Annotated in this window: 22 protein-coding genes; 9 read left to right on the top strand and 13 right to left on the bottom strand. The window is 71.9% G+C overall.

The genetic code is table 11. The features are described from left to right. Positions 1-94: 94 nt before the first annotated feature. On the bottom strand, positions 95-505 hold the full coding sequence (locus tag QSK39_RS14135) for a histone-like nucleoid-structuring protein Lsr2 (protein ID WP_285478183.1): 411 nt from the start codon (positions 503-505) through the stop codon (positions 95-97). Positions 506-723: 218 nt separating this feature from the next. Between QSK39_RS14135 and QSK39_RS14130 the strand changes: the two genes are divergently transcribed. Then, on the top strand, positions 724-1623 hold the full coding sequence (locus QSK39_RS14130; protein WP_285478182.1) for a class I SAM-dependent methyltransferase: 900 nt from the start codon (positions 724-726) through the stop codon (positions 1621-1623). A gap of 13 nt (positions 1624-1636) precedes the next feature. On the opposite strand, the gene dinB is transcribed toward QSK39_RS14130, so the two are convergent. Then, complete coding sequence (dinB, locus tag QSK39_RS14125) at positions 1637-2827, bottom strand: DNA polymerase IV (protein ID WP_285478181.1); 1191 nt, start codon at positions 2825-2827, stop codon at positions 1637-1639. Between the two features lie 155 nt (positions 2828-2982). Here dinB and QSK39_RS14120 point away from each other — a divergent pair, with 155 nt between their 5' ends. Both QSK39_RS14120 and QSK39_RS14115 read left to right on the top strand, forming a co-directional pair. Beyond that, entirely contained in the window at positions 2983-3402 is a 420-nt protein-coding gene (locus tag QSK39_RS14120) for a hypothetical protein (protein ID WP_285478180.1), read from the top strand. A 50-nt stretch (positions 3403-3452) separates the two neighbouring features. Beyond that, positions 3453-3965 (top strand): 2'-5' RNA ligase family protein, encoded by a 513-nt coding sequence (locus tag QSK39_RS14115; protein WP_285478179.1) that lies wholly within the window; start codon positions 3453-3455, stop codon positions 3963-3965. A gap of 243 nt (positions 3966-4208) precedes the next feature. Here the strand turns inward: QSK39_RS14115 and QSK39_RS14110 are convergent, their stop codons facing one another. The 5 genes from QSK39_RS14110 to QSK39_RS14090 form a co-directional block, all read right to left on the bottom strand. Next, positions 4209-5297: a hypothetical protein gene (locus QSK39_RS14110; protein ID WP_285478178.1), complete on the bottom strand. Its 1089-nt coding sequence runs from the start codon at positions 5295-5297 to the stop codon at positions 4209-4211. Between the two features lie 9 nt (positions 5298-5306). Then, complete coding sequence (locus QSK39_RS14105; protein ID WP_285478177.1) at positions 5307-5894, bottom strand: hypothetical protein; 588 nt, start codon at positions 5892-5894, stop codon at positions 5307-5309. Positions 5895-5913: 19 nt separating this feature from the next. Then, the gene (locus QSK39_RS14100; RefSeq protein ID WP_284749814.1) at positions 5914-6348 is read right to left on the bottom strand and encodes an XRE family transcriptional regulator; all 435 of its coding nucleotides are present in this window, start codon (positions 6346-6348) and stop codon (positions 5914-5916) included. A 215-nt stretch (positions 6349-6563) separates the two neighbouring features. Continuing rightward, on the bottom strand, positions 6564-7616 hold the full coding sequence (locus QSK39_RS14095; RefSeq protein WP_285478176.1) for a hypothetical protein: 1053 nt from the start codon (positions 7614-7616) through the stop codon (positions 6564-6566). 267 nt (positions 7617-7883) lie between these two features. Next, positions 7884-8726 (bottom strand): helix-turn-helix domain-containing protein, encoded by an 843-nt coding sequence (locus QSK39_RS14090; protein ID WP_285479904.1) that lies wholly within the window; start codon positions 8724-8726, stop codon positions 7884-7886. A 73-nt stretch (positions 8727-8799) separates the two neighbouring features. Between QSK39_RS14090 and QSK39_RS14085 the strand changes: the two genes are divergently transcribed. After that, the gene (locus QSK39_RS14085; protein ID WP_285478175.1) at positions 8800-9138 is read left to right on the top strand and encodes a VOC family protein; all 339 of its coding nucleotides are present in this window, start codon (positions 8800-8802) and stop codon (positions 9136-9138) included. 1 nt (position 9139) lies between these two features. On the opposite strand, the gene QSK39_RS14080 is transcribed toward QSK39_RS14085, so the two are convergent. Continuing rightward, positions 9140-11275 carry a discoidin domain-containing protein gene (locus QSK39_RS14080; RefSeq protein ID WP_285478174.1) on the bottom strand — a complete coding sequence of 712 codons (2136 nt, stop codon included), beginning with the start codon at positions 11273-11275 and terminating at the stop codon, positions 9140-9142. 213 nt (positions 11276-11488) lie between these two features. On the opposite strand from QSK39_RS14080, the gene QSK39_RS14075 reads away from it, so the two are divergent. Together QSK39_RS14075 and QSK39_RS14070 are read left to right on the top strand one after the other, a co-directional pair. Beyond that, on the top strand, positions 11489-12421 hold the full coding sequence (locus QSK39_RS14075; protein ID WP_285478173.1) for a DUF1996 domain-containing protein: 933 nt from the start codon (positions 11489-11491) through the stop codon (positions 12419-12421). Beyond that, the gene (locus QSK39_RS14070; RefSeq protein ID WP_285478172.1) at positions 12418-12963 is read left to right on the top strand and encodes a DUF305 domain-containing protein; all 546 of its coding nucleotides are present in this window, start codon (positions 12418-12420) and stop codon (positions 12961-12963) included. The genes QSK39_RS14075 and QSK39_RS14070 overlap by 4 nt, the downstream gene beginning before the upstream one ends. 219 nt (positions 12964-13182) lie before the next feature. Here QSK39_RS14070 and QSK39_RS14065 read toward each other — a convergent pair whose 3' ends face one another. The 3 genes from QSK39_RS14065 to QSK39_RS14055 all read right to left on the bottom strand — a co-directional run bounded on the left by QSK39_RS14065 (position 13183) and on the right by QSK39_RS14055 (position 18041). Beyond that, on the bottom strand, positions 13183-16395 hold the full coding sequence (locus QSK39_RS14065) for a TIM-barrel domain-containing protein (protein WP_285478171.1): 3213 nt from the start codon (positions 16393-16395) through the stop codon (positions 13183-13185). Between the two features lie 128 nt (positions 16396-16523). Then, positions 16524-16940 (bottom strand): mycothiol transferase, encoded by a 417-nt coding sequence (locus QSK39_RS14060; RefSeq protein WP_285478170.1) that lies wholly within the window; start codon positions 16938-16940, stop codon positions 16524-16526. A 57-nt stretch (positions 16941-16997) separates the two neighbouring features. Continuing rightward, positions 16998-18041: a LacI family DNA-binding transcriptional regulator gene (locus tag QSK39_RS14055; protein ID WP_285478169.1), complete on the bottom strand. Its 1044-nt coding sequence runs from the start codon at positions 18039-18041 to the stop codon at positions 16998-17000. 131 nt (positions 18042-18172) lie between these two features. Between QSK39_RS14055 and QSK39_RS14050 the strand changes: the two genes are divergently transcribed. From QSK39_RS14050 to QSK39_RS14040, 3 genes are read left to right on the top strand one after another with little or no spacing between them, the layout of a single operon-like run. After that, the gene (locus QSK39_RS14050) at positions 18173-18565 is read left to right on the top strand and encodes a hypothetical protein (RefSeq protein ID WP_285478168.1); all 393 of its coding nucleotides are present in this window, start codon (positions 18173-18175) and stop codon (positions 18563-18565) included. A 10-nt stretch (positions 18566-18575) separates the two neighbouring features. Beyond that, positions 18576-19649 (top strand): sensor histidine kinase, encoded by a 1074-nt coding sequence (locus QSK39_RS14045; RefSeq protein ID WP_285478167.1) that lies wholly within the window; start codon positions 18576-18578, stop codon positions 19647-19649. Continuing rightward, the gene (locus QSK39_RS14040) at positions 19646-20254 is read left to right on the top strand and encodes a response regulator transcription factor (protein ID WP_285478166.1); all 609 of its coding nucleotides are present in this window, start codon (positions 19646-19648) and stop codon (positions 20252-20254) included. Before QSK39_RS14045 ends, QSK39_RS14040 begins: the two co-directional genes overlap by 4 nt. 173 nt (positions 20255-20427) lie before the next feature. On the opposite strand, the gene QSK39_RS14035 is transcribed toward QSK39_RS14040, so the two are convergent. Together QSK39_RS14035 and QSK39_RS14030 are read right to left on the bottom strand one after the other, a co-directional pair. Next, positions 20428-21186, bottom strand: a complete 759-nt coding sequence (locus tag QSK39_RS14035) for an NPP1 family protein (protein WP_285478165.1) — start codon at positions 21184-21186, stop codon at positions 20428-20430. 183 nt (positions 21187-21369) lie between these two features. Then, on the bottom strand, positions 21370-22767 hold the full coding sequence (locus QSK39_RS14030; RefSeq protein WP_285479903.1) for a rhamnulokinase: 1398 nt from the start codon (positions 22765-22767) through the stop codon (positions 21370-21372). Between the last annotated feature and the right edge of the window lie 2 nt (positions 22768-22769).

Genomic DNA, 22769 nt, shown 5'->3' with positions numbered 1-22769 from the left:
CCCCGGGCGCGCGAAACACCGCCACCGAACTCCGCCACCGTCGTGCTCCCCAGCGCAGCGGCGCGAAGTTCGTTGTCCGGCAACCGATCCGGCGTCAGGCCTTCTTGCGCGCGGCCCGCTTGCGCGCCGGCTTGGCTTCGGCCGGCTCGGCGGCCGCGACCTGGTCGGCTTCGAAGCCCGCGATGATCTCGCTCGACAGCCGGCCCCGCTCCGCGACCTCGTACCCGTTGGCCTGCGCCCATTCGCGGATCTGGCGGTTGCGCTCGCGGTCGGTGCCCGAGCTCGAGGAGCCCGACAGCGACTGGCCGGTCGCGAGGCGCACCTTGCGGCCGCCGGTCCGCCGCGCGACCGCGACGTAGCGGGCGAGCTCGTCCCGGAGTGCGGACGCGTTGTCCTCGGACAGGTCGATCTCGTACGTCACCCCGTCGAGGCTGAAGGGGACGGTCTGCGAAGCCTCGCTCCCGTCGAGGTCGTCCACCATCTCGACGTGCACCCGTTGTGCCATGGTTCGTCGTTCCTCATCTTCTCCAGAACACGGTCGGACAGACCCTAACCTGTCGAATCCCGCCCGGCGCGCTCGACACCCGCGAAGCGTCCACAATGGCCACGCGGGCGACCGCGCCACCCCCGTCCAGGATGACCGCAACCGAGCCGAAATGCGCGCCGTCTTGTCGAATATTTGTTTTTGTGATATACTCGAAATCGAATCGGTACCGTGTCCACATGACCACCGCCGACTTTTCCGGTATTGCTCCCCGCATCAGCCGCACGGCGTTCACCGCTGCCGCCGCGCGGGCGGCACATTTGCTCGTCGATGCCGAGCCGTTCGTCTTCTCCGACACTCTCGCCGCGGCCCTCCTCGGCGAGCACGCCGAGGAACTCCTGGCCTACCATCATCTCCACGGTACCCATCCGGTCCTGGCCGGCGCTCGCGCCCAGGCGGCGTGCCGCAGCCGGTTCACCGAAGACCGGCTCCTTCGCCCCCATTCCGGTATATACCAGTATGTGATTCTCGGCGCCGGACTCGATTCGTTCGCGTATCGGGACGCGTCCGCGCGATTCCGGGTGTTCGAGGTCGACCGGCCCTCGACCCAGGCGGCGAAACGGGAACTGCTCGAGGGCGCCGGCGTCGCCGTGCCCGCTTCGGTCACCTTCGTCCCGGTCGACTTCGAAGCCGACCCGCTCCGGGAACGGCTCGTCCAGAGTGGACTGGACCCGTTTCGCCCCGTGTTCGTCAGCTGGCTCGGTGTCACCATGTACCTGACGCGGAAGGCGATTCTCGCCACATTGACGGATCTCGGCCGTTTCGCACCCGGATCGGAAATCGTCACCGATCACCTGCTTCCCGCGGAACTGCGCGACGCGGCCGGAAACGGCTACGCCGAAGCCGTCGCACCGGTCGCCGCGGAACAGGGCGAGCCGTGGCTCACGTTCCTCTCCCCCACGGCCGTGAGCGGCCTCCTGCGCGACGCCGGGTTCGAAGTCGTCGAACAGGCGGGCCAGCGCGAGAGCGTCGACCCGCGACTGTGGAACCGCACGGACGCGCTGCGGCCCGCTGCGCTTTCCGCACTGGTCCACGCCCGCATTCCCGATCGGCCCGGAATGGCAGGCGGCGCAAACTGAAGCCGTTTCGCCGTCAATCCGGCAGCAGGGGCACTTCGAGGTCGTCCGGGCGGCCGAGCAGGACCGCCCGGGTGACCGCCGCCTTGCCGAACCGGTCCCGCACCGCGTCCAGCGCCGTGTCGAGCTGGGTCGCCCGCTGCCGCTCGAATGGCAGCGCGAGCTGGAACGGATCTTCGTCGGCCAGGTTGGACAGTGCCCCGCCGAGCAGGGTGATGCCGCGGTCGGCGATCATCGGCAGCGCGGCCACGAGCAGCTCCCGCGCCGCGGCGAGCAGGACGCCCGTGCTCGCGGTCGGTTCGTTCAGCGTGTGCGAGCGCGTGACCCGGGTGAAGTCGGCGAAGCGCAGCCGGATCGTCACCGTCCGGCAGACGCGGCGGGCGGCGCGCAGCCGGCGGGCGATCCGGTCGATCAGCGCCACGAGCACCACGTCGAGCTCGGCCGGGGTCCGCCGGCCGCGGCCGAGGGCCCGCTGGGCGCCGATCGACCGGCGTCGTACCCCGACCTCGACGCGGCGCGGGTCCCGGTTGTGCGCCAGGGCGTGCAGGTGCCCGCCGGCCGCCCGGCCGAGCATGCTCACCAGGTCCACCGGCTCGGACGCGGCGAGCTGGCCGACCGTCGTGATCCCCCGCGCGCGCAGCTTCTCGGCGGTGACCTTGCCGACGCCCCAGAGCGCGCCGACCGGCAGCGGGTGCAGGAATTCCAGCTCCGCGTCGTGCGGGACGACCAGCAGGCCGTCCGGCTTCGCGACGCGGCTGGCCACCTTCGCGAGGAACTTCGTCCGCGCAACCCCTACCGTGATCGGCAGCCCGGCGCGCTCGGCGACGGCGACACGCAGCCGTTCGGCGATGTCGCTGGGCCGTCCGCCGATCCTGGTCAACCCTCCGACGTCCAGGAAGGCTTCGTCGATCGAGAGGCCCTCCACCCACGGAGTGGTGTCGTGGAAGACCTCGAAGACCACCTTGCTCGCGGCCGAGTACGCGGACATCCGCGGCGGCACGACGACGGCGTGCGGGCACAGCCGCCGGGCCTGCGCGCCGCCCATCGCCGTGCGCACGCCATAGGCCTTGGCCTCGTAACTCGCGGCCAGGACGACCCCGCCGCCGACGATCACGGGGCGCCCTTTCAGCGCCGGATCGTCCCGCTGTTCCACCGACGCGTAGAACGAATCGAGGTCGGCGTGCAGGATGGGCCCCTCGGCGGTCATAGAACATATGTTCGCATACACGGGCGCCGAAGTCCGCTTCTCCGTCCGCCGCGGAACCCCTGCCGCTGGTCGAAACTGAGCGTTTTCCCGGTTGTCCACCCTCTGTTGCCGCCGTCACACTCGACGGATCGAACCACCCGACCACTGGGGGCGACATGTCCGAGAAGTGCCGATGCGGCGACCACCACGCGTGGGCCAGTCCCAACCCGCAGGACCGGCCGGCCGCGGCGCGCCAGCCGTTGCTGGCTTCGACACTGGCCGGCGAAGACAGATCCGAGGACGACGGCCGGCTGGACCCGACCGACCGCGTCACGTGCCGCACCCACCGCCGCTGGCTGCACGACTGCGTTTCGTCCCCGGTCCACACGAACCCGGCGATCGGGTACCGCTGGTGCCGCCGGTGCGACCACCAGGCACTGGTCGCGGTGGACGAGCTGACCGGCGAGGTGGCGATCGAGTGCGGCCTGTGCGGCCGGAGCCCGCGGAGCCGCGCGAACCTGGAGCTAGTGGAGCTGTGCCGGCGCAGCCTCGCACTGGCCCGCTCGGGACGCTTCCCGGAGACGGCTGTCGCCTGACTGCCATGATCGCTTGACCGTCATGATCGCCGGGCTGCCATGATGCGGGGGTGCCTTCACCCGGAACCACGGCGCTGGTGATCCTGCTGCCCGCCGCCGAACCCGCATTGGCCGCGGCCCGCCGGATCGATCCGGCTCTGGTCCGCCCCGGTTTGGCCGCGCACGTGACGGCTTTGTACCCGTTCTTGCCGGATGGCTCGGTGAGTTCTTCGGTGTTGGATGCTGTCCGGTCGCTCGCCTCGACCGTTGCGCCGACCGAGGTGCGGCTTGACGAGTTTCTTTCCACGCCTGGTTTTGCTGCGCTGCCGGCTCCTTCGCTTCAGCCGATCACTGATGCGGTGTGCGATCGTTGGCCGGAGGCTGCGCCCTACGGTGGGCGGTTCGGGCCACGTCCGCCTGCGCACGTGACTGTCGCCATGGGTGGCGATGAGGAGACGCTTTCCCGGGTGGGCGACGAAGTGCGGCCTTTGTTGCCGCTGACCGATCGCGCGACGGCGTTGCACCTGGTGGCGCTCACCGAACGCGGCTGGGAGCTGCGGTTGGACGCGCCGTTCACCGGGTGAACCGGCCACGTAATCGCTGCATTCATGCAATCACTGCGCCCACGTAGCCACCCCACTCATGCAGCCACTGCGTTCATGTAGTGACTACAGTTATGCACTCACTACAGTAACCCGCCTCAACTGGCCGCTGCCGTCGCGAAGTGAGTTCACTGCCGTAGTCAGTACACCTTTGCTCCCAGTACGGTCGCGAAGTGAGTGCATCGCTGTAGTCACTACACCTTTGCAGTCGGTGCGACTTTGAAGTCACCGCACCGGGCTGGCCACCTCGCCCGCCGTCTCGCCGCCCACCTTCCGGTACGCGAGCGCGATCGCCCGCAACCGCACGACGTCCGCGGCGAACGGCCCCGCCTGCGCGACCGGCGGCGGCTCCTCCTCCCCCGGCTCGTCCGGCAAGTCCCGCACCAGCCGAGCCGCCGCCGGGGCCGACAGCTCCGGCGTCACCCCCGCCAGGATCAGTCCGTCGTTCGTCTCGCTCATCGCCGTCAGCAGGCGCTCGCGGCGGGACGGTCCGCCCGGGTCGATGCGCACGATCTCCGGAAACCGCCGCGTCAGGTGCGCGCGCAGCGGGCGCAGCAAGCGCAGCGTCTTCGCGTCACGGCGACCGGCCACCAGCCCCGGGATCGACGGGATCGTCAGCCCCACCACGATCAGCAGCACCGAGACCGCCGGGAACCCGACGTCGAGCGTGCACGGCAACGTCGAGAACGGCCCGCGGCACAGCGCCTTCGCCGGGTGGTCGTCCTGCAGCGCCTTGATCGTCGCGACGATCTTGCCCCCGAGGTACGCGAGCGCGAACGCCGACGCCAGCAGCAACAGCGCCAGCCCCGCACGCAGCGCGCCGCCGCTCGCGCGGATCGTCACCGCCGCCACCACGCCGATGTCGAGTACCGCCAACCCGAGGTAGACCGTGTACACGAACACGTAGACGACCAGCGTCGGGTGCGTGCCGTACAGCTCGTCGAACACGCCGACGCCGCGCGGCAGCCCCTGCGTGCTGAAGAACATCACCGTCAACAGCGTCAGCGCGACCCCCAGCGCGACGAGCCGCGTGCGGCGGCCGCGGTCGCGGGTGCCGCTGATCTCCGCGACCGTCAGCCCGATCCCGTAGGCCGCGACCATCGTCGCGAGGTTCGACAGCAACCGGCCGAGACTCGGGTAGAGCTCGCTCTCGAACTGCTGCGCGCGGTTGGACAGGAAGCAGAACGCCGCGCCGAGCGCGATGAGCGAGACGGCCAGGCCGGCGCCCGCGCCGGTGCGCCGGGCGCGGACCGCCCGCCAGATCCCGATGGCCAACGCGAAAAGCCCGACCCCGACGAACAGAATGTCGATCACGAGACGCGACTATCCCAGGAGTGCGGCCAGCCGCCTAGCCTGATCCGCCGCCCGGCCGGACGCACCCGGCTGAACGGCGGGCGGCTCGCTCGTCGCCGCGCTCATCAGGAGCACCGCGATCAGCTCGGCCTCGTACTCGTCGGAGCCGGTCGTCACGCGGGTCAGCAGGTGCGACAGCGCCTGCGGCGCCAGGTCCGGCGCGAGCTGCGCGGCTTCGGACTCCGACATCTGGCAGGTCCCGGTGTGCGCGCACAGCATGTGGGCGAGCTCGTGGGCGATGATGTGGTCCTGGTGCAGCGCCGACGTGTGCTCGACGTAGGCGATCAGGTCGTAGTCCGGGCGGGCCTGCCACGCACCTGACGGCCGGCCGGGCCGGTATTCGACCGGCACGAGGTCGATCTCGCGTCCGCGCCAGGCTTCGAGACGGTCGACCCAGGCGTTCATCGACCACGGCCGGGGCACCGGGACGGCGGCGAGCACGGTCCGCACCCGCTGCCGGGCGCCGGCTCGGAGGTCCGTCAGGCCGCGCTCGTCGATGGGTCCTCCCCGGCCGGGCGCCAGCCGGGTGCACCGGGGCGCGATCACGGACGAGGTCATCGTAGCCGACTTCCCGCGATCACTCCGGCTTCCGCCGCCGGCCGTCGCGACGCCGGGTTTCGTCGTAGCCGGCCAGCTGGTCGAGCAGCGCCGTCACGGTTTCACGGTCGCGCGGGGAGAGCTGCATGGCCCGCTGCGCCAGGTTCCGCGCCTCGGTGTCGCGCCACGCGACGACGTCCTCGACCTGGCGATCGACCTGTCCGGCGACCTCGTCGTCGAAGAAGTACGTCACCGGCACGCCGAAGAACTGGGCGAGGGCCTGGATGTGCGAGCGCTTGGGGTCCTTGCGCGCGCCGACGGCGAGCTGCTGGACGTGGGTCGCCGACATCGTCACGCCGGTCTGCTCGGCGACGCCGTGGGCGATCTCCCGGTAGGAGTACGGCTTGCGATCCGGCGGGTGCACGGTCGCGATCAAGTGCGCCAGTCGTTCGGCGAAACTGCGCTCATCGCTCACCACACACCACCTTCAGCCAGGAAACGTGACAACCGTCAGCGTAGCTGTTCCGAAAACTTGACACAGCCTGTCCCGGAAAGACTACGATACTCCCGTTCGATGTTTCGAAAACAGGACATCGGACCCCGGGGTGGCGCAGCGGCCGCCGGGCGAAGTCACGTGGCCGCTGGGGGTGGCCACGCGCCCAGCCCGCGTTCCCGCCGCGCCGCCCCACCTCAGCGCACTCCCAGGGCCGCGGCCAGCTTGGTGAAGTCGGCGCGCAGGCCCGGTACCGCGTCGCCGGTGACGCAGCCGGTGGAGAACTCGATGTAGAGGTCGTCGTCCTCGGGGATGTCGAGCTCGAAGTCGAGGTCGTCCGGGCCGAGCCGCTCGAGGTACTGGTCGGCGTCCATCCCGGCCGCCTGCCGCAGCCGCGCTTCGACGGCGCCCGCCTGCGGTGTCCGGCCTTCCAGCTTCAGGTGCAGGTCGGCGGCGCCGGGGTCCGGGCCGAGGATGAGGTCATTCGTGCGGTCGCACGGCCACTCGGTGAAATCGCGGGCGACGCCGGGCAGCGGCGCGAAGCCGTCGAGGCCGGACGTCAGCCGGGTGATCGCGGCCGACGTCGGCCCGGACGGGAAGGGGCCGCGCTCGAGGGACTGGTCGAGCAGCTGCAGCCCGAACCAGCCGCCGAGGAACAGCCACAGCCCGAGCCCGAAGGCGAGGAACCCGCCGCCGACGCCCAGCCGGGGCGAGTGGTCCCGTGCGAAGGTGCCGGAGTCGACGCCGTAGCGGACTTCGAGGTCCGGACGGTGCTCGCGCAGCGCGGCGAGGAAGGCTTCCGCGGCGCGGTGGTCACGCCAGCGGGCGCGGACCCGGCCGCCGTCGGTGTGCAGTTCGACGACTTCGCGGTCGAAGTCCCCGGACGGCCGGAGCGCGACGATCAGCCCGATCAGCAGGGAGGTCGGCAGCCAGAAGGCGAGCCAGAACGGCTTGGCCGACGCTTCTCCCCGCCGGACTTCGGTGATCGTGGCGTACGGGACGACGGATCCGTCCAGGCGGATGCCGTCGGGACCGAAGCGAGCGACGGGCGGCCAGGCGCGGCCGAGCAGCCAGCCGACGACGGCGACGAGGACGTCGAAGGCCAGGCCGATCCAGAAGAAGGGCCGCTCCGGCGCGACGAAGATGCCGTAGAGGTGCCACGCGGCGAAGGCGGCAGCGACCGCGACGAGAACCCAGGTCCACCGGCGGGCGCGCGAGAGCGGGACCACGCGCTCCGGGGTTTCCGCCATGGGTGGGAGCGTAGGGCGCCGGGGGTGGGTGCGGTGCGGCAAAAGTACCGTCCTGGCAACGGTTCTCGGGCGGTCGAGTGCTCAGCGCGCCGGGGGGCGCCGCGCGCGGTTGGGAAGTCATCTCGCGTGATCGCGCGGGCATTGTGCGTGACTAGCGGGGTGTCTTGCGTGCTTGGGGAGGCATCGCGTGTGATTGGGTGGGCATCACGTGTGATTGGCCGGGTAACACGTGTGATTCGAGAGGCATCTCGTGTGACTGGGCGGGCATCACCGTCGTGGGGTTTGGCTTCGCTCGACTGCCAGCAACTTGCGCAGGGCTGCCGGGGTTGTTCCCGCGTGTTCGCGGACCGTCCGGGTCAGGTGGGCCTGGTCCGCGAATCCCAGGTCCGCCGCCAGTCTCGCCAGGCCTCGCTCCCCCGCCTCCATGCGGTCCAGGGCCCGGCCCACCCGGACGCGGTTGCGGTACCGCGTCAGCGAAACCCCCAGCTCGCGCGGGAAAGCCCGGCTCAGCCGGTACGGCGAAACCCCCAGCAGGTCCGCCAGCGGGAAGAGCCCACCCGGGTCCTCCGCCAAGATCGCCTCGCGAGCGCGTGACACCACCGCTCGATCGTCCGCGCGGCCGCCGGATGCGGGCGTCGGGGACGTTGCCGCCTGGGTGATCGCCGCGCCCACGAGCGCCAGCAGTTCTTCCGCCAGCGCGTAGTCCGGGTCGGCGACCGACGCGACCGCGCGGCGGTGGGCGAGGTCCAAGCGCCCGTCGACGTACACCGCCGGAGGTACCGATCCCTCGCCCGCGAGCTGACGCCAGCGTCCCTCGCCGAACGTCACCGATGTGCACACGTCGCCGCCCGCCGGGTGCGCGAAACTCTCCTCCTCGCCCGGCGAAGCGAGGTACGCGACCGTCGAGTCCGCGTCCTCGACCCTCCCCCGGGCGCGGCGGCGGAACCGGCCACGGCGGACGAGCACCATCCGGTGGCCGGCCGCCACCTCGGGCGGGGACCAGCCCGGGTGGTCCTCCGCGCACCGCACCACGCTCACCGCGTACCCCGGGCGGGCCGCGACTTCGACTGTCTCCAGCACGGCCCGGACGCTACGCCGGGGGTACGACAGTTTCCGCAAGGATCTTCAAGACCCCGGGCCGACGCGGAAGGCAGGCTGCCGGAAGAACGAAAGGAGTCGGGAAATGCCCGCGGAACTCACCACGATCGTCCTCGACTGCGCCGACCCGGCCGCGCTCGCCGCCTTCTACGCCAAGGGACTCGGCCTGGAAGTGACCTATCAGGACGACGACACCGTCCAGCTCGGGATCCTCGGTTTCCAGCGCGTCGCCGGCTACCGGGGCCCGGCCTGGCCGGACGACGCCAAGCACGCCCACCTCGACCTTCGCGTCGGCGACCTCGAAAGCGCTGTCACGGAGTTCGAGGCGCTCGGCGCCACCAAGCCGGAGTTCCAGCCCGGTGGCGCCGACTGGGTCGTGCTCGCCGACCCCGAAGGTCACCTCTTCTGCCTGATCCCGGGCTGAGTCACCGGCGGTAGACGCCGAACTCGTACAGCGAATAGCCGTACGCGGTGCCGCGCTGGGTCGCGGACATCCGCACGTACCGGGCGGTGGCCGAGATGGCGAGGTCGTCGGCGCCGCCGTCGCCCGACGTCGTCGAGTACACCGACCGCCAGTTCGCCGCGTCGTCGCTGACCTGGATCTCGTACGCCTTCCCGAAGGCCGACTCCCAGACCAGCTGGACGTGGTCGAACGCCTGCCGGCTGCCCAGGTCCACCTGCAGCCACTGCGGGTCGGCCCACGCGCTCGCCCAGCGCGTGGCGGTGTTGCCGTCCGTCGCGGCCTGCGGCGGGTACGGCGCACCCGGGCCGTCGGCCTGGTAGGTCGATGCCGTGGTCGCCGCGCCGCGGGCCAGGTTCGTGCCCGGCACCGGCGGGGCGACCACGCGCAGCGAACGCGTCTCGATGCCGACGTTGCCGTGGCCGTCCCGGGCGTAGAGGTAGATCTTCCAGACGCCCAGCTGCTGCGGCGCGGTGACCGTGAACGTCCCGGTCCCGGTGAACTGCGCCGGGATCAGCCCGGCCGCGTTGTTGATGTACTTGCTGTTGTAGCCCATGGTGTAGGTGATCGGGTCACCGTCCGGATCGGACACCGCGGCCGTCAGGGTGAACGTGCCGCCCGCCGGGACGTCGGTGGTGCGGCTGAGGTTCATCGACGAGATCACCGGCGGCGTGTTCCCGCTCGTCTGTCCACTGTAGATCCTGCGGACGGCGTACCAGGACAGCCGCTTCTCGTTGCCCGTGGTGATGTTGAACCAGACGCCGCCGAAGTCGCCCTCGGTGCCGTAGTGGAAGAGCGTCGCGCCCAGGGCCACGCCGGGGTGGGCCAGGACGCAGTTCCAGGCGTTGACGTACCCGTCGCGCTTCTGCAGGTCCGTCGGCTCGGAGGGCACGCCGTTCGCGTCGTTCGGCACCTCCCACTCGCCGGCCGGGCCGGTCTCGGTGATGATGTACGGCTTCGTGTAGCCACCCGCGAGCCAGTCCTGCTTCACCTGGCAGACCTGGGCGTACGAGTTCACGGAGTAGAGGTCGAGGTTCGGCGCATACGCCTTGTAGTACGGCCACGCGCCGGTCCAGGCGTCCGTCGAGGTGACGGGGTGGTTCGCGTCGATGGCGTGGATCGCCTGCGCGGCCTGGTCGACGAAGCGGGTGTAGGCGATCCGGTTCTGCTCCAGCAGCGTGCCGGAGTAGCAGTTCTGCATGCCGAGGATCGACTCGTTGCCGACGTTCCACATCAGCACGCCGGCGTTCGCTTTGTATGCGGTGACCCATTTCTGGATCTCGGCGAGCATCGTGTTCTTGTAGCTCGTGTCCGTCGTGTAGTCGATGCACCCGCCGCTGCCGGGCCCGCCGCCGGGCTGCAGCCAGAAGCCGGCGACGACCTTGATGCCGTTGGCCGCGGCGGCGTCGAACAGGGGCTGGCTGCTGCCGTCGGTGCCCCAGGTGCGGACGGTGTTGACGCCGATCGCGTGCAGCTCGGGCATCCGCGTGGCCGCTTCGCCGACCGGCGGGCCCCAGGTGAGGCCCTTGACGGTCCACGGCTGGCCGTCGACGCTCAGCTGCCAGTTCCCCTGGCTGCCGGTCACCTTCGTGACGCCGGGGCCGCCCGGCGTCGACGTGCCCGGGGTGCCGCTGACCTGGAACTCCCACAACGAGTAGCCGTAGCCGCCGACGCGGTGGGTGCCGTAGAAGCGCACGTAACGGCCGTGGCCGGTGACGGCGAGGTTCTGCACGCCCCCGGTCGCGGTCGTCGTACTGTATACAGTCTGCCAAGACGCGGCGTTGTCCGAGACCTGGATTTCGTACGCGGTCGCGTAGGCGGCTTCCCAGTTCAGCGTGACCTGGCTGATGTCCGCGGACGCGCCGAGGTCGACCTGCAGCCACTGCGGGTCGCTCCAGGCGCTCGCCCAGCGGGTGCCGGCGTCGCCGTCGACGGCCGCGGAAGCCGGGGTCGAGGCCCCCTCACTGCTGGAGGCGGTCACCGGTCTGCCCTGCGAGAGCAGGGTCGCGGCGTGTGCCGCTGGTACTGGGCCGGCTAACAGGCCCAGTACCAGCAGGACCACGAGTGCCGGGACGGCACGAAGGGGCAACGGTCGGTCCACGATGACTCCCGCGCGAAAAGGGGACGGAGATTGGAGAGCGCTCTCCGGCTGTCCGATGGAACGGCACCGGCCCCCGCGTTGTCAAGATTCGGCCGGGAATCGGACAATGCCTGTCTTGCGGCGGATCCGGGTGCTCCTTGACACGGCGGCGGCTCGCTGCGCATGCTGTGGGAGAGCGCTCTCCCATCCTTGGCACCTCACCGTGGAGGACCCTTGGCAACGAAAGCCGCGCTCCTCGCCTGCACCGCCGCCACCGTGCTGGCAGGCGCCTTCCTGACCGCGGCCACCTGGTCGCCCGCCGGAGCCGACGACCTGGTGACCCATCACGAGTTCCAGGTCAACTGCTCCCCCAGCCACCACCAGCCGGACGACCCGATCGTCTTCCCCGGGCTGCCCGGCGCGTCCCACGACCACACGTTCATCGGCAACAAGACCACCAACGCGGCCACGACGACCCAGTCGCTGCAGGCCGCGGGCGTGGGCAACACGACGTGCCTGGCGCCGGACGACCTGTCCGCGTACTGGTTCCCGACGGTCTACAACGGGAACCAGGTGATCCTGCCGAACTTCGCCCAGGTCGTGTACTACAAGTCCGGCATCCTCGACTACACCAAGGTCGTCCCGTTCCCGCCCGGCCTGCGGTACGTCGCCGGGACCGTGACGGCGACCCAGGACGAGTTCCAGCACGCCCCCGGCGCCATCGAGGGCTGGGAGTGCGGGGACAGCTTCCACAACTGGGACATCCCGGTGCAGTGCACGCCGGGCAGCCAGCTCAACATCCGCTACCAGGCACCGAGCTGCTGGGACGGCGTCCACCTGGATTCGGCCGACCACAAGAGCCACATGGCGTACCCGGACCGGGCGACGCTGACGTGCCCGGCCGACCACCCGGTGGCGGTGCCGATGCTGGAGTTCAAGATCGCGTTCCCGGTCAGCGGCGACATGTCCGGGGTGCACCTGGCCAGCGGGCGCGGGTACTCGTGGCACTACGACTTCTTCAACGCGTGGGACCCGCCGACCCTCGCCGCGCTGGTCACGCACTGCATCAACGGTGGTCTCCAGTGCGACCCGCGCGGGTTCGACCTCTACAAGCCGGACCGGGGCACCGTGCTCGGGCCGAACTACCGGCTGCCCGGCCGTCCGTGAGACGGCTGCTCCTGGTGGGGGCGGCGGTGGTGGCGACCATGGGCGGGTGCGCCACCACCGGCCCCGCCCCCACCACCGGCCCCGCGTCGCCGTCCTCGGCCTTCAACCCGACGGACGTCGCGTGGCTGCAGCTGGTGGTGCCGATGACGGAGAACGCGCTGACGGCGGCCCGCCTGGCTCCTTCACGTGCCGCGAGCCCGGCGGTCCGGGCGGCCGCGGAATCGGTCGCGGCGCCGGAGGAGAAGTTGCTGGTGCGCTTGAAAGCGGCCCGCGACCGAGCGGGGCTGCCGGCCGCTGACGTCCACAGTGGACACCGGATGCCGGGGATGGTCACCGCGGCGGACCTGGTGGCGTTGCGCACCGGCGGCGGCGCGGAGTTCGACCGGCGGCTGATCGCGCTGCTGCGCGCGCACACGGCGCAGCTCGTGGTGCTGGCCAAGGGTGAGCAGACCTCCGGGGCCGACGCGGAGACGAAGCGGCTCGCCGTCGAGGTCGGCGCGGAGGGGGCACAGCAGGAGAAGGCGCTGGCGAACGCGGCCTGACCGGCCGAGTGCCGCACATTCCGTGGATGGCCTGGTGCAAGACGGGCCATCCACGGAGTCGCGCGGTCTCACGAGCAACGGCCCGGTCCGAGGTCGACGTGACCTCGGACCGGGCCGTGGAGGGCCATCACCCCACATGGTGGCCGAGCCGGGCGCCGTCGAGGCCACCACCCCACGTGGTGGCCTCGACGGCCATACCGGCTCCGCCCGCCGGCAGTCTCAGTACGACACCGTCACCGGTCCTCGCCCTCCCTGGGCCGTCACCGTCAACGTCTGCGTGGCCGCGTCCCACTGCCAAGCCCGCGACGGCGCCCAGCCGTCGCCGACGTGCACCCGCGAAGGCGCGGACGGCACGCCCAGGAACTTGACCGTCCACTCCCGCGAAGCGACCTGGGACCGGCCCTGCGCCGGCGCCACCGTCACCGTGTGCGCGCCGCGCCGCTCGGTGTAGGTGATCCGGGTCGTCGAGCTGTGCTTGGCCGAAGTCCCGTTGTCCTCGTACAGCGAGAACGACCCCGGCGCGCCCGGCGCCACCGTCACCGTCGCCCGGTTCAGCGGGCTCTGGACGTCGTTGGGGACGTCCGCCGTCCGCGTCACCGTGATGCCGCCCGCCCGGACGAACACCGGCATCGTCCCGAGGTCCGACGTCACCTGCTGCGTCGTGCCGCCGGCGTAGGACTTGCCCGAGAAGTAGTCCGTCCACTGCCCCGGCGGGAACCAGACCGACGTCGTCGCCGAGGTCCCCGGCGACGTCACCGGCGCCACCAGCATGTCCGGCCCGTAGAAGTACTCGCTCTGCGCCGCGGTGTAGGCCGCCGGATCGTCCGGGTACTCCACGTACGTCGGGCGGACCACCGGCACGCCCGTCGTCGCCGCCTGCTGCGCCAGCGTGTAGGTGTAGGGCACCAGGTTCTCGCGCAGGTTCAGGAACTTCGTCGCCGACGCCTTCGCCGCGTCGCCGTACTGCCACGGCAGCCGGTCGCTGTGGTTGCTGTGCAGCCGGTCGATCGGCTGGAACGCGCCGAGCTGGACCCAGCGCGCGTACAGGTCGTCGGGCAGCTTGAACGTCTGGTGCTGCTGCCCGCCCGAGGTGTAGGTCTCGCTGCCGCGCAGGCCGGTCGTGTCATTGTGGCCGCCGATGTCGTGGCTGATCGGCGACAGGCCGGTCGCGGCCGACTCCGCCGGGGTGATCCCGACCTCCATCCGCAGCGTGCCCCACGTCGACGACGTGTCGCCGGTGAAGTGGAGGGTGCTGCGCTTGTCGGCCCACGGCCCCGTCGACAGCCCGACCGGGCCGCCGTAGCCGCCGGCCTGCAGCGAGCCGTACGCCCGCGACGTCACGAAGCCCCGCTCGACCGCCGGCGCGGCCAGCTCGGCGTACTTCTGGTTGATCCACGAGTCGGGCGTGACCCCCTGCAGGCTCGACTTCGACGCGTCGCAGCACCAGTCGAGCCACCAGAAGTCGTTGCCCTGCTTCATCATGTCGCCGTGCAGGTCGAGGTAGGCCTTGAGCTGGTCGGGGTCGCCCCAGTCGAAGACGTAGCAGTCGGTGCCGCACCCGGACTTCGCGAGCTTGCCCTTCGCCGTCGCCTGCGCGCGGGCGAACTGCGGGTCCGAACCCATGATGCTCGGGTGGGTGTTGAGGGTGTTGTGCAGGCCCTGCGAGTGCGACCAGGCGAAGAACCCGGCCGGGTCGGGGAACTTGGTCCGGTCGAACTGCCAGCCGTTCCACGTGTCCGGCGCCTTGAAGTCGGTGTCGGTCACCAGGACGTCCAGCGGCACGCCCTCGCTGCGGAAGCGCGGCAGGATCGTGTCGCGGTAGTCGGCCGCGGTGCGGTCGAAGTACTCCGAGTACCAGACGCCGTAGGCCCAGCGCGGCAGCAGCTCCGACGGCCCGGTCAGGGTCGCCAGGTCCCGCAGGCCCGCCTTGTAGTCGTGCCCGAAGGTGAAGACGTAGCCGTCCTGGTACGGGTTCCCGGCGTGCGACGGCCGCTGCGTCACCTTGCCGGCCGCCGTGTCGTACAGGGCCGAAGGTGTGTCGTCGAGCAGGTACCAGCCGTCCTGGTGAAGGAGCCCTTCGGTGAGCGACGGCGTGCCGTTGTCGCCGTTGACGCCGTCGAGGCCGCGCCGGTAGCCGCCGAGCGTGAGGTGCGGCTGCGGGACGGCCGCCCCGGTGCGGGTGACCGCGACCGTGTCGACGTTGACGTGGCAGCTCGAGTCGTCGGGGCAGCCGAGGACGACGTCGTTCGTGCCGGCCTTGAGGTCGACCGGGACCGACGCGCTCCCCCAGGTGTCCCAGTTCGCGGTGGCCGGCATCGACAGCGTGCGGGTCACGCCGGACGCTGCGACGGTCGCGGTCCGCGTCTGGTGCAGGCCGTCGCCGCCGGTGCCGTTGGCGTAGCGGACGGACAGCTGGTATGTCCCGGCGGCGGGAACCGCCACGACCCGGTGGGTCAGCGACGAGCCGCGGTTGAGCTCGGCGACGAACCCGCGGCCGGCGTACCCGGCGTGGTCGGTCGCGACCACGGCCGAGCCCGTGCGCAGGCCGGACTCGGCTTCGCAGCTGACATCGAGGGCGCAGCCGGTGAACGCGCGCGCCGACGCGGGCGGGAAGGCCGCGCCGGGCGTCAGCACCGCGAGGGCGTCGACGTTGACGTTGCCGGAGTCGCCCGCGGTGCGCTCGAGCCGGAGGTTGTGGCGGCCGGCGCTCAGGGAGACGGCTACCGACGCCGTTGCCCAGCTGTTCCAGTCGGCCGTCGTGGGCAGGGTGAGCTTCTGCGCCGAGCCGCCGTCGACGGACACGCTCAGCGTGCGCGTGACGTGCTGGCCGTCGCCGCCCTGGCCGTTGGCGAACCGGGCGGTGACGTTGTAGGTCCCGGCCGTGGCGGCGAGGACGTCGGCCGTGGCCGAGTTGCCGGCGCTCTCGAACCCGGCGAGGAAGCCCTCGCCGGTGTAGCCGGAGTGGTCGGTCGCGATGCCCAGCCCGTCGGCGGTCAGGTCTTCGGCCTCGCACAGCGCGCCGGTCGCGCAGGTCAGGTGGTGCCACGGCGCCGCCGTCACGGGCGCGGACCCGGCGTTCGCGCGGATCTGGAGGTTTCCGGAGTCGAACGGCCCGGAGTCCAGCTTGTAGGTCAGGGTCGTCGCGCTGGTGCGGATCGTCAGCACGCCGTTCGCCGTCGTGGACGTGAACGGCGGGGGTGTGAAGGACCCACGGCCGACGGCGTTGAAGGTGGCGGCGTCGGTGAAGCGGCCGTCGCCCGCGTACTCCGTGCGGATCAGCGTCGGGGAAAGGACTTGGAACCGGGCGTTTCCGGCGGTGACGGTCTGCCGCGCCGCGTGCCCGGCTTCGGCCGGGGTCCCGACGGTGATGACGGCCGCGGTGAAGGCCAGCACGGTCGCTAGGTGGAGGATTTTCGGTGCTCTCGTCCGCACGGCGGAACTCCGTTCCGGTCAGGGGGACCCAGCCAGTTTTACAACGTTGGAAAAGGCCGAACAGATCTGAGCACAGTGATCGGGCAGATGTCCAGACCACGACGCGGAACTGTCCGGACAGGCCGGGCTCATTGCCCGGCAGGCCACGCGCACGGAGTATCGGGCCTGCAGCGGCCGGTGACGCCGTCGATCTGCTCCCGCAGGATGTCGGCGTGGCGGGCGGTCTCGCTCGTCATGTGCGCCGGCACCCACCGCAGGGTGTGGAAGGTGCCGTCGACCGCGACGGCGATCGGCCGCTCGGGATCCCCCGCCACACGGATCGCCGCGTCGCTTTCCGCGATCGCCGCGCGGTAGCCCGCCAGCACGGCTTCCGCGGTCAGCTCCCCGGGGACCTCCATTCCCAGGTCGCCGGTGTCCTCGCCGCCCGCGACGTGGTGGCCGAACCAGACCCGCTCCGCACCCGTCAGGTGGTGGACCAGCCCGAGCAGCGACGTGCCGGAGCCGACCAGGACCCGGCGCAGCCGTCGCGGTGTCGAGCTCGCCACCGTCGTCGCGCGGGACGGGTTTGCGCTGGGTCTCGGCCATGGCGCCGAACCTATCGCTCAGGCGGAGTCGCGGATCACCAGCTCCGGGTCGAAGATCACCGACTCCGCGCGACCGGCCGGGTCGGCCATGCGGTCCAGGACCATCCGGGCCATCGCCGCGCCCATCTCCTCCACCGGCTGGCGGACCGTCGTGAGGCGGGGGCGGCAGCTCAGCGCCACCCGGCTGTCGTCGAAGCCGATCACCGCGACGTCGCCGGGGACCCGGCGGCCTGCCTCGCGCAGCACCGTCAACGCGCCGTACGCCATCAGGTCGTTGGCCACGAACAGCCCGTCCAGCCCGGGTTCCTCGGCCAGGAGCCGCTCCATCGCCCGCTCGCCGCCGTGCTCGGTGAAGTCGCCCTCGGCCACCGCGACGTACGCGTGGCCGTGGCGGGCCATCGCGTCGCGGAACCCGGCCAGCCGGTCCTGGCCCGCCGGGGTCCCCGCCGGGCCCGCGATGGTCGCGACCCGGTGGCAGCCGCGGGAAACGAGCCGGTCGGCCGCGAGCCGGGCGCCGTCCTGGTGGGCGACGTCGACGTAGCTCACCGGCGCCGGGCGGCCGGGCCGGGCGAACAGCGCCGTGGGGACACCCGCGTCGGTCAGCATGCGCGGCAGCGGGTCCTCGGCCGGGTGCAAAGAGATCAGCAGCACCCCGCTGACCTGCTCCTGCCGCAGTTTCGCCACGAGCTTCTCCCGCTCCTCGTCGCTGTCGACGAGCATCAGCAGCGGGTGCAGCCCCTGGGGGCGCAGGTGCGCGACCACGCCCTCGACCACCCGGCCGAAGAACGGGTCGCCGAACACGCCGCCGGTGAACGCTTCGACGTGCCGCTCCGGCTCGGACACCACCAGCGCGATCCCGCCCGTCCGGCGGGTGACCAGGGACCGGGCCGCGCGGTTCGGCACGTACCCGGTGGCGGCGATGGCGCGTTCGACGGTCTCCCGCAGCTTCGGGTCGACGTTGCGCACGCTGTTGACCACGCGGGACACCGTGGCCCGCGAGACGCCGGCGACCCGCGCGACGTCCTCCAGGGTCGGCGGCGCCGGGGGCGGATGCGTCGTCACCCCCTCTTTGTAGCACGCTGTGAGAGCGCTCTCCCAGCTCTTTGCCCAGGACATGCCGATGACAAATGTCATCAGCGGCCGCTGAGGGACGGCACTGCCGCCCGGGCACCCGCACGACGACCATTTCCGCCATGACCACCACGACTCGAACCGAACCCGCCGGCTTCCGGCCCGTGCTGCTGCTCACCGGCGGCTACGCCACGCTTTCCGTGCTCACCCTCATCGCGATCGTCCTCTTCCGCAACGACCACGCGATGGTGACCGACGCGGTCTGGGTGCGCGCCACGCTCGTCGTCGCCAGTTCGCTGCTGACGTTCGCCTTCGCCCGCAGCGCGGCCCGCGGGTCGAAGAAGGGCCTGCTGAGACTGCGGATCGTTTCCGCGGTCATGCTCGTGGCGATCGTCGTCATCGTCGCCCTGCCCGGGCTGTTCCCGCTGTGGCTGCGGATCGAACAGGCCGTCTGCGGGCTGCTCCTGCTCGGTGTCACGGTGCTCGTCAACGGCCGGCGGGCGCGGGCCCGGTAGCGTGCCGGTGATGGACAGGACGGAACCGGCCGACGTGCAGCGCTGGGTGCGCGGCTGGCGGCTGGTGCTGCTCGACGCGGGCATGCTCGTCTACCCGGCGGTGACCGTGCCCGGCGTGTTCCAGCACTCGTCGGGCCGCGCCGCGGTGGCGGGCTGCGTGATCGTCGGCGTCTTCGTCGGCTGCTACGTCCTCGCGACGCGGGCCGCGGCGCGGCACGCGCGCCGGTTCTGGCCGCTCCTGGGCGTGCTGGCCGTCCTCTTCGTCGCCGCGCTCCCCTTCGCCCACGCCGAAACGTTCTTCCTCGCCACGGTCGTCGTGTCCCTGGCGGTGCCCCGGCTGCCGCGGTACTCCGGCGCGCTCGTGGTCGTCGCCGCGCTCGCGGCGCTGGTGGTCCCGTGGATGCTGTGGGGCACGGCGGGGTGGACGCAGGCGGTCGCGCTCGTGTTCACCGTCTTGGTCGTCTACGCCTTCGCCGAGGCGGTCCGGGCCAACGCCGCGCTGGTCGAAGCCCGGGCCGAGGTCGCGCGGCTCGCGTCCGAGGCCGAACGGACCCGGATCGCCCGCGATCTGCACGACCTGCTCGGCCACTCGCTGACCGCGATCACCGTCAAGAGCACCTTGGCCCGGCGGCTGCTGGACACCGGCGACGCCCGCGCGGGCGAAGAGATGACCGAGGTCGAGACCCTGGCCCGGCAGGCGCTGACCGACGTGCGCGCGGCCGTGTCGGGCTACCGGGAGGTCACGCTCGCCGGCGAGCTCGCCCGCGGCCGCGAGCTGCTGCGCGCATGCGGCGTCACTGCCGACCTGCCGACCGCGACCGACGTCGTCGACCCGGCGCGGCAAGAGCTGTTCGGGTGGGTCGTGCGCGAAGGGCTGACCAACGTGGCCCGGCACGCGCGCGCGACCCGGTGCGCGGTGACGGTGACCGAGTCCACTGTGGAGGTGGTCGATGACGGCGTGGGCGGTTCCCCCGAGGAGGGCTCCGGGCTGGCCGGGCTCCGCGAACGCGTCAAGGCCGCCGGCGGGCAGTTCCGGGCCGGTCCGGTCCGGCCGCGTGGCTGGCACGTGCGGGTGACGCTGTGACGATCCGGCTGCTGCTCGCCGACGACCAGGAACTGGTCCGCCAGGCGCTGTGCGCGCTGCTCGCGCTGGAGGACGACTTCGAGGTGGTCGCGTCCGTCGGCCGCGGCGACGAGGTCGTCGCGGCGGCGCGGGACCACCGGCCCGACGTCGCGCTGCTGGACATCGAGATGCCGGGTCTGGACGGGCTCGCGGCCGCGGCGGTGCTCGCCGAGCAGGTGCCGGACTGCCGGGTCGTCATGCTCACGACGTTCGGGCGCGCCGGCTACCTGCGCCGCGCGATGGACGCGGGCGCGGCCGGGTTCGTCGTGAAGGACGCCCCCGCCGACGTCCTGGCCGACGCGATCCGCCGCGTGCGCAAGGGCGAGCGGGTGGTGGATCCGGCGCTGGCCGTGGCGACGCTGGCCGCGGGCGAGTCGCCGCTCACCGCGCGGGAACGGGACGTGCTGATCACCGCCCGCAGCGGCGCCACGGTCGCCGAGATCGCGTCGCGGCTCTACCTGTCCGAAGGCACGGTCCGCAACTACGTCTCCGCGGCGATCACCAAGACCGGCGCGCGCAACCGCGTCGACGCCGTGCGCATCGCGGACGAGCGCGGCTGGCTCTGATCGGCCCGGTCCGGCAGGCCGGAACCGGATCTTCTGCCGGGCCGGTCCGCCGCTTGGCGTGAGCCGGGTGAAGACCGTTGATCTCTGGTTCGACCCCGTTGGCCGCCCGGTCCCGCGGCGAGGAAGCCGGGGTTCTTCGAGCTGAAACGCGGCCGCGGCGCCCCGGTGACGACCTAGGCGTTCTGGTCGAACGGGATCCCGGCCGGCTTCGCCTTGCCGAGGTTGCCGGCGAACTGGTCGTCCTTGATGCCGAAGGTGGCGCTGCCGAAGTTCGCGGCCACGAGCTTGTCGCGGATGCCGGCGGGGTAGCCGTCCCAGCCGACGAGCGTCGGGTACTGCCAGGTGCCCTTGTGGTTCTCCGGCGGGTCGTCGTTGCCGTTGGCGGCGCGGAAGCAGTGCGTCGAACCGCCGTCCTTGTGGTAGACGACCTTCGCGTGCGTGCCCTCGAAGCGCATGCTCGCGCGGTCGTGGATGGCGAAGCCGCCGTGCTGCGACGTCGCGACGTACTCGACCTGGTTGTCCTTGACCCAGACGACGACGTGCTCCCAGTCGTGGCGGTGCCCGGCGCTGCCGGGGCCGAGGGAGGCCTGGTCCTTCTCGAAGTAGAGGGTGAACATCACGGCGCACCAGCCGTTGTTGCACTTCTGGCGCGAGTAGGAGTTCGTGTTGTCGAGGTCCCAGGAGTCGCGGCAGTGGCCGTTGGTGTCGCCGCCCAGGGAGAGGCCGGGGGCGATGGTGCCGTCCGGGCCGATGGCCGGGGTCGGGTAGCAGCCGTCCTTGTCGTAGTCGAAGGCGGGCTGGAAGGTCTTCTCGAAGTCGGAGGCGTTGCCGGGGATAGCGTTCGGCGGATCGGCGGCGGCGGTGCCCGGGAACGTCAGGGCCAGCGCGCAGGCGGCGGCCACGGCGGTCAGGGTGCGGGTTCGGTACGCCATCGCGGTGCTCCCTCGAGTCTGGGCCGGATCCGTGCTCAGGCTCGCCGCGGGGCGCCCGGGCTCGCAACCGTGCTTCGGGGAGTGTGCCCGGGCGGGACAGGGCTGAGGGGAAGATCGCGCAGTTCGGTCCGGTGAGCGGCACGGCCCGGTGCCGAAGCGCGCAGGCCGGTCCGGCGCGCCGGCTCAGCGGGCCAGCCGGGCCTCCGCCGCATCCCAGTCACCGGTACCCGATGGCTCGTAGCGGCGGACTTCTTGGGTCTCCCGCACCAGAGCCCGCATCGCCGCCAGGTCCGGCAAATCCTCCCCCAGTGCCCTCGCCTGGACCAGGACGTTCCCCAGCGCCGCGGCCTCCACCGGGCCCGCCAGGACCGGCACGCCACACGCGTCCGCCGTCAGCTGGCACAGCAGCTCGTTCCGCGCTCCGCCGCCGACGATGTGGACCACGTCGATCGGGCGGCCCGTGATCGAGGCCGCCGCGCGGAGGGTGCGGCGGTACGCCAGCGCCAGGCTGTCCACAATGCACCGGACCACCGCGCCCCGCTCCGGAGGCAGCCGCTGGCCGGTTGCCGTGCACGCCGCCGCAAGCCGGGCCGGCATGTCGCCCGGCGGCAGGAACTCCGGCGCGTCGATGTCCACGACCGCCGCCGGCCCGGGCGAAGCGGCTGCCGCGCTCAGCAGACCGGGCAGGTCCGAAGTGGACCACGTCCGCAGCGTCTCCGACAGCACCCACAGGCCCATCACGTTGCGCAGGAAGCGGATCGTGCCGTCGACACCGCCCTCGTTGGTGAAGTTCGCCGCCAGGGCCGCGTCGCTCAGCTCCGGCGCGGGCAGCTCCAGCCCGGCCAGCGACCACGTGCCCGACGAGATGTACGCGAAGTTCGTCCCCGGCGAAGCCGGCACCGCGACCACCGCGGACGCCGTGTCGTGCGAGCCGACCGCCACCACCGGCAGCCCGGACAGCTCCGGTGCCGTGCCCACCACCGTGCCCGGGTCGCGCAACGGCGGCAGCAACCGCGGCGGGATGCCGACCTGGGAGGCGAGCGAAGTGGCCCACGTCCGCGCGCGGACGTCGTAGAGCTGCGTGGTCGACGCGTTCGTCCGCTCCGCCCCCACCGAGCCCGTGAGCCAGTAGTTCAGCAGGTCCGGGATCAGCAGCATCGTCCGGGCCGCGTCGAGCCGGGCGCCCTCGGCCACCAGCTGGTACAGCGTGTTGAACGGCAGCTGCTGCACCCCCGTGACGTCGTACAGCTTCCGGGCGGAGACCGAAGCGGCCACCGCGGCCGGCACCCCGTCGGTCCGCGGGTCCCGGTAGTGGACGGGGTTGCCGAGCAGCGCTCCCCGCTCGTCCAGGAGCCCGTAGTCGACGGCCCACGAGTCGATCCCGACCCCGGCCACCTCGCCGGCTTCCCGGATCCCGGCGAGGGATTCGCGGTAGAGGCCCAGGACGTCCCAGTACAGCACCGGCCCCGCCCGGACCCCGCCGTTCGGGAACCGCCGCACCTCCTCGACGCTCAACGTCGAGCTGCCGACGGTCCCCGCCATGACCCGCCCGCTGGACGCGCCGAGGTCGACGGCCGCCACCC

It is taken from the genome of Amycolatopsis sp. NBRC 101858, assembly GCF_030269325.1.
Classification (GTDB): domain Bacteria; phylum Actinomycetota; class Actinomycetes; order Mycobacteriales; family Pseudonocardiaceae; genus Amycolatopsis; species Amycolatopsis ponsaeliensis.
Note: the sequence above shows the minus strand (reverse complement) of the source record. Positions and strands in the feature narration are given on the sequence as shown.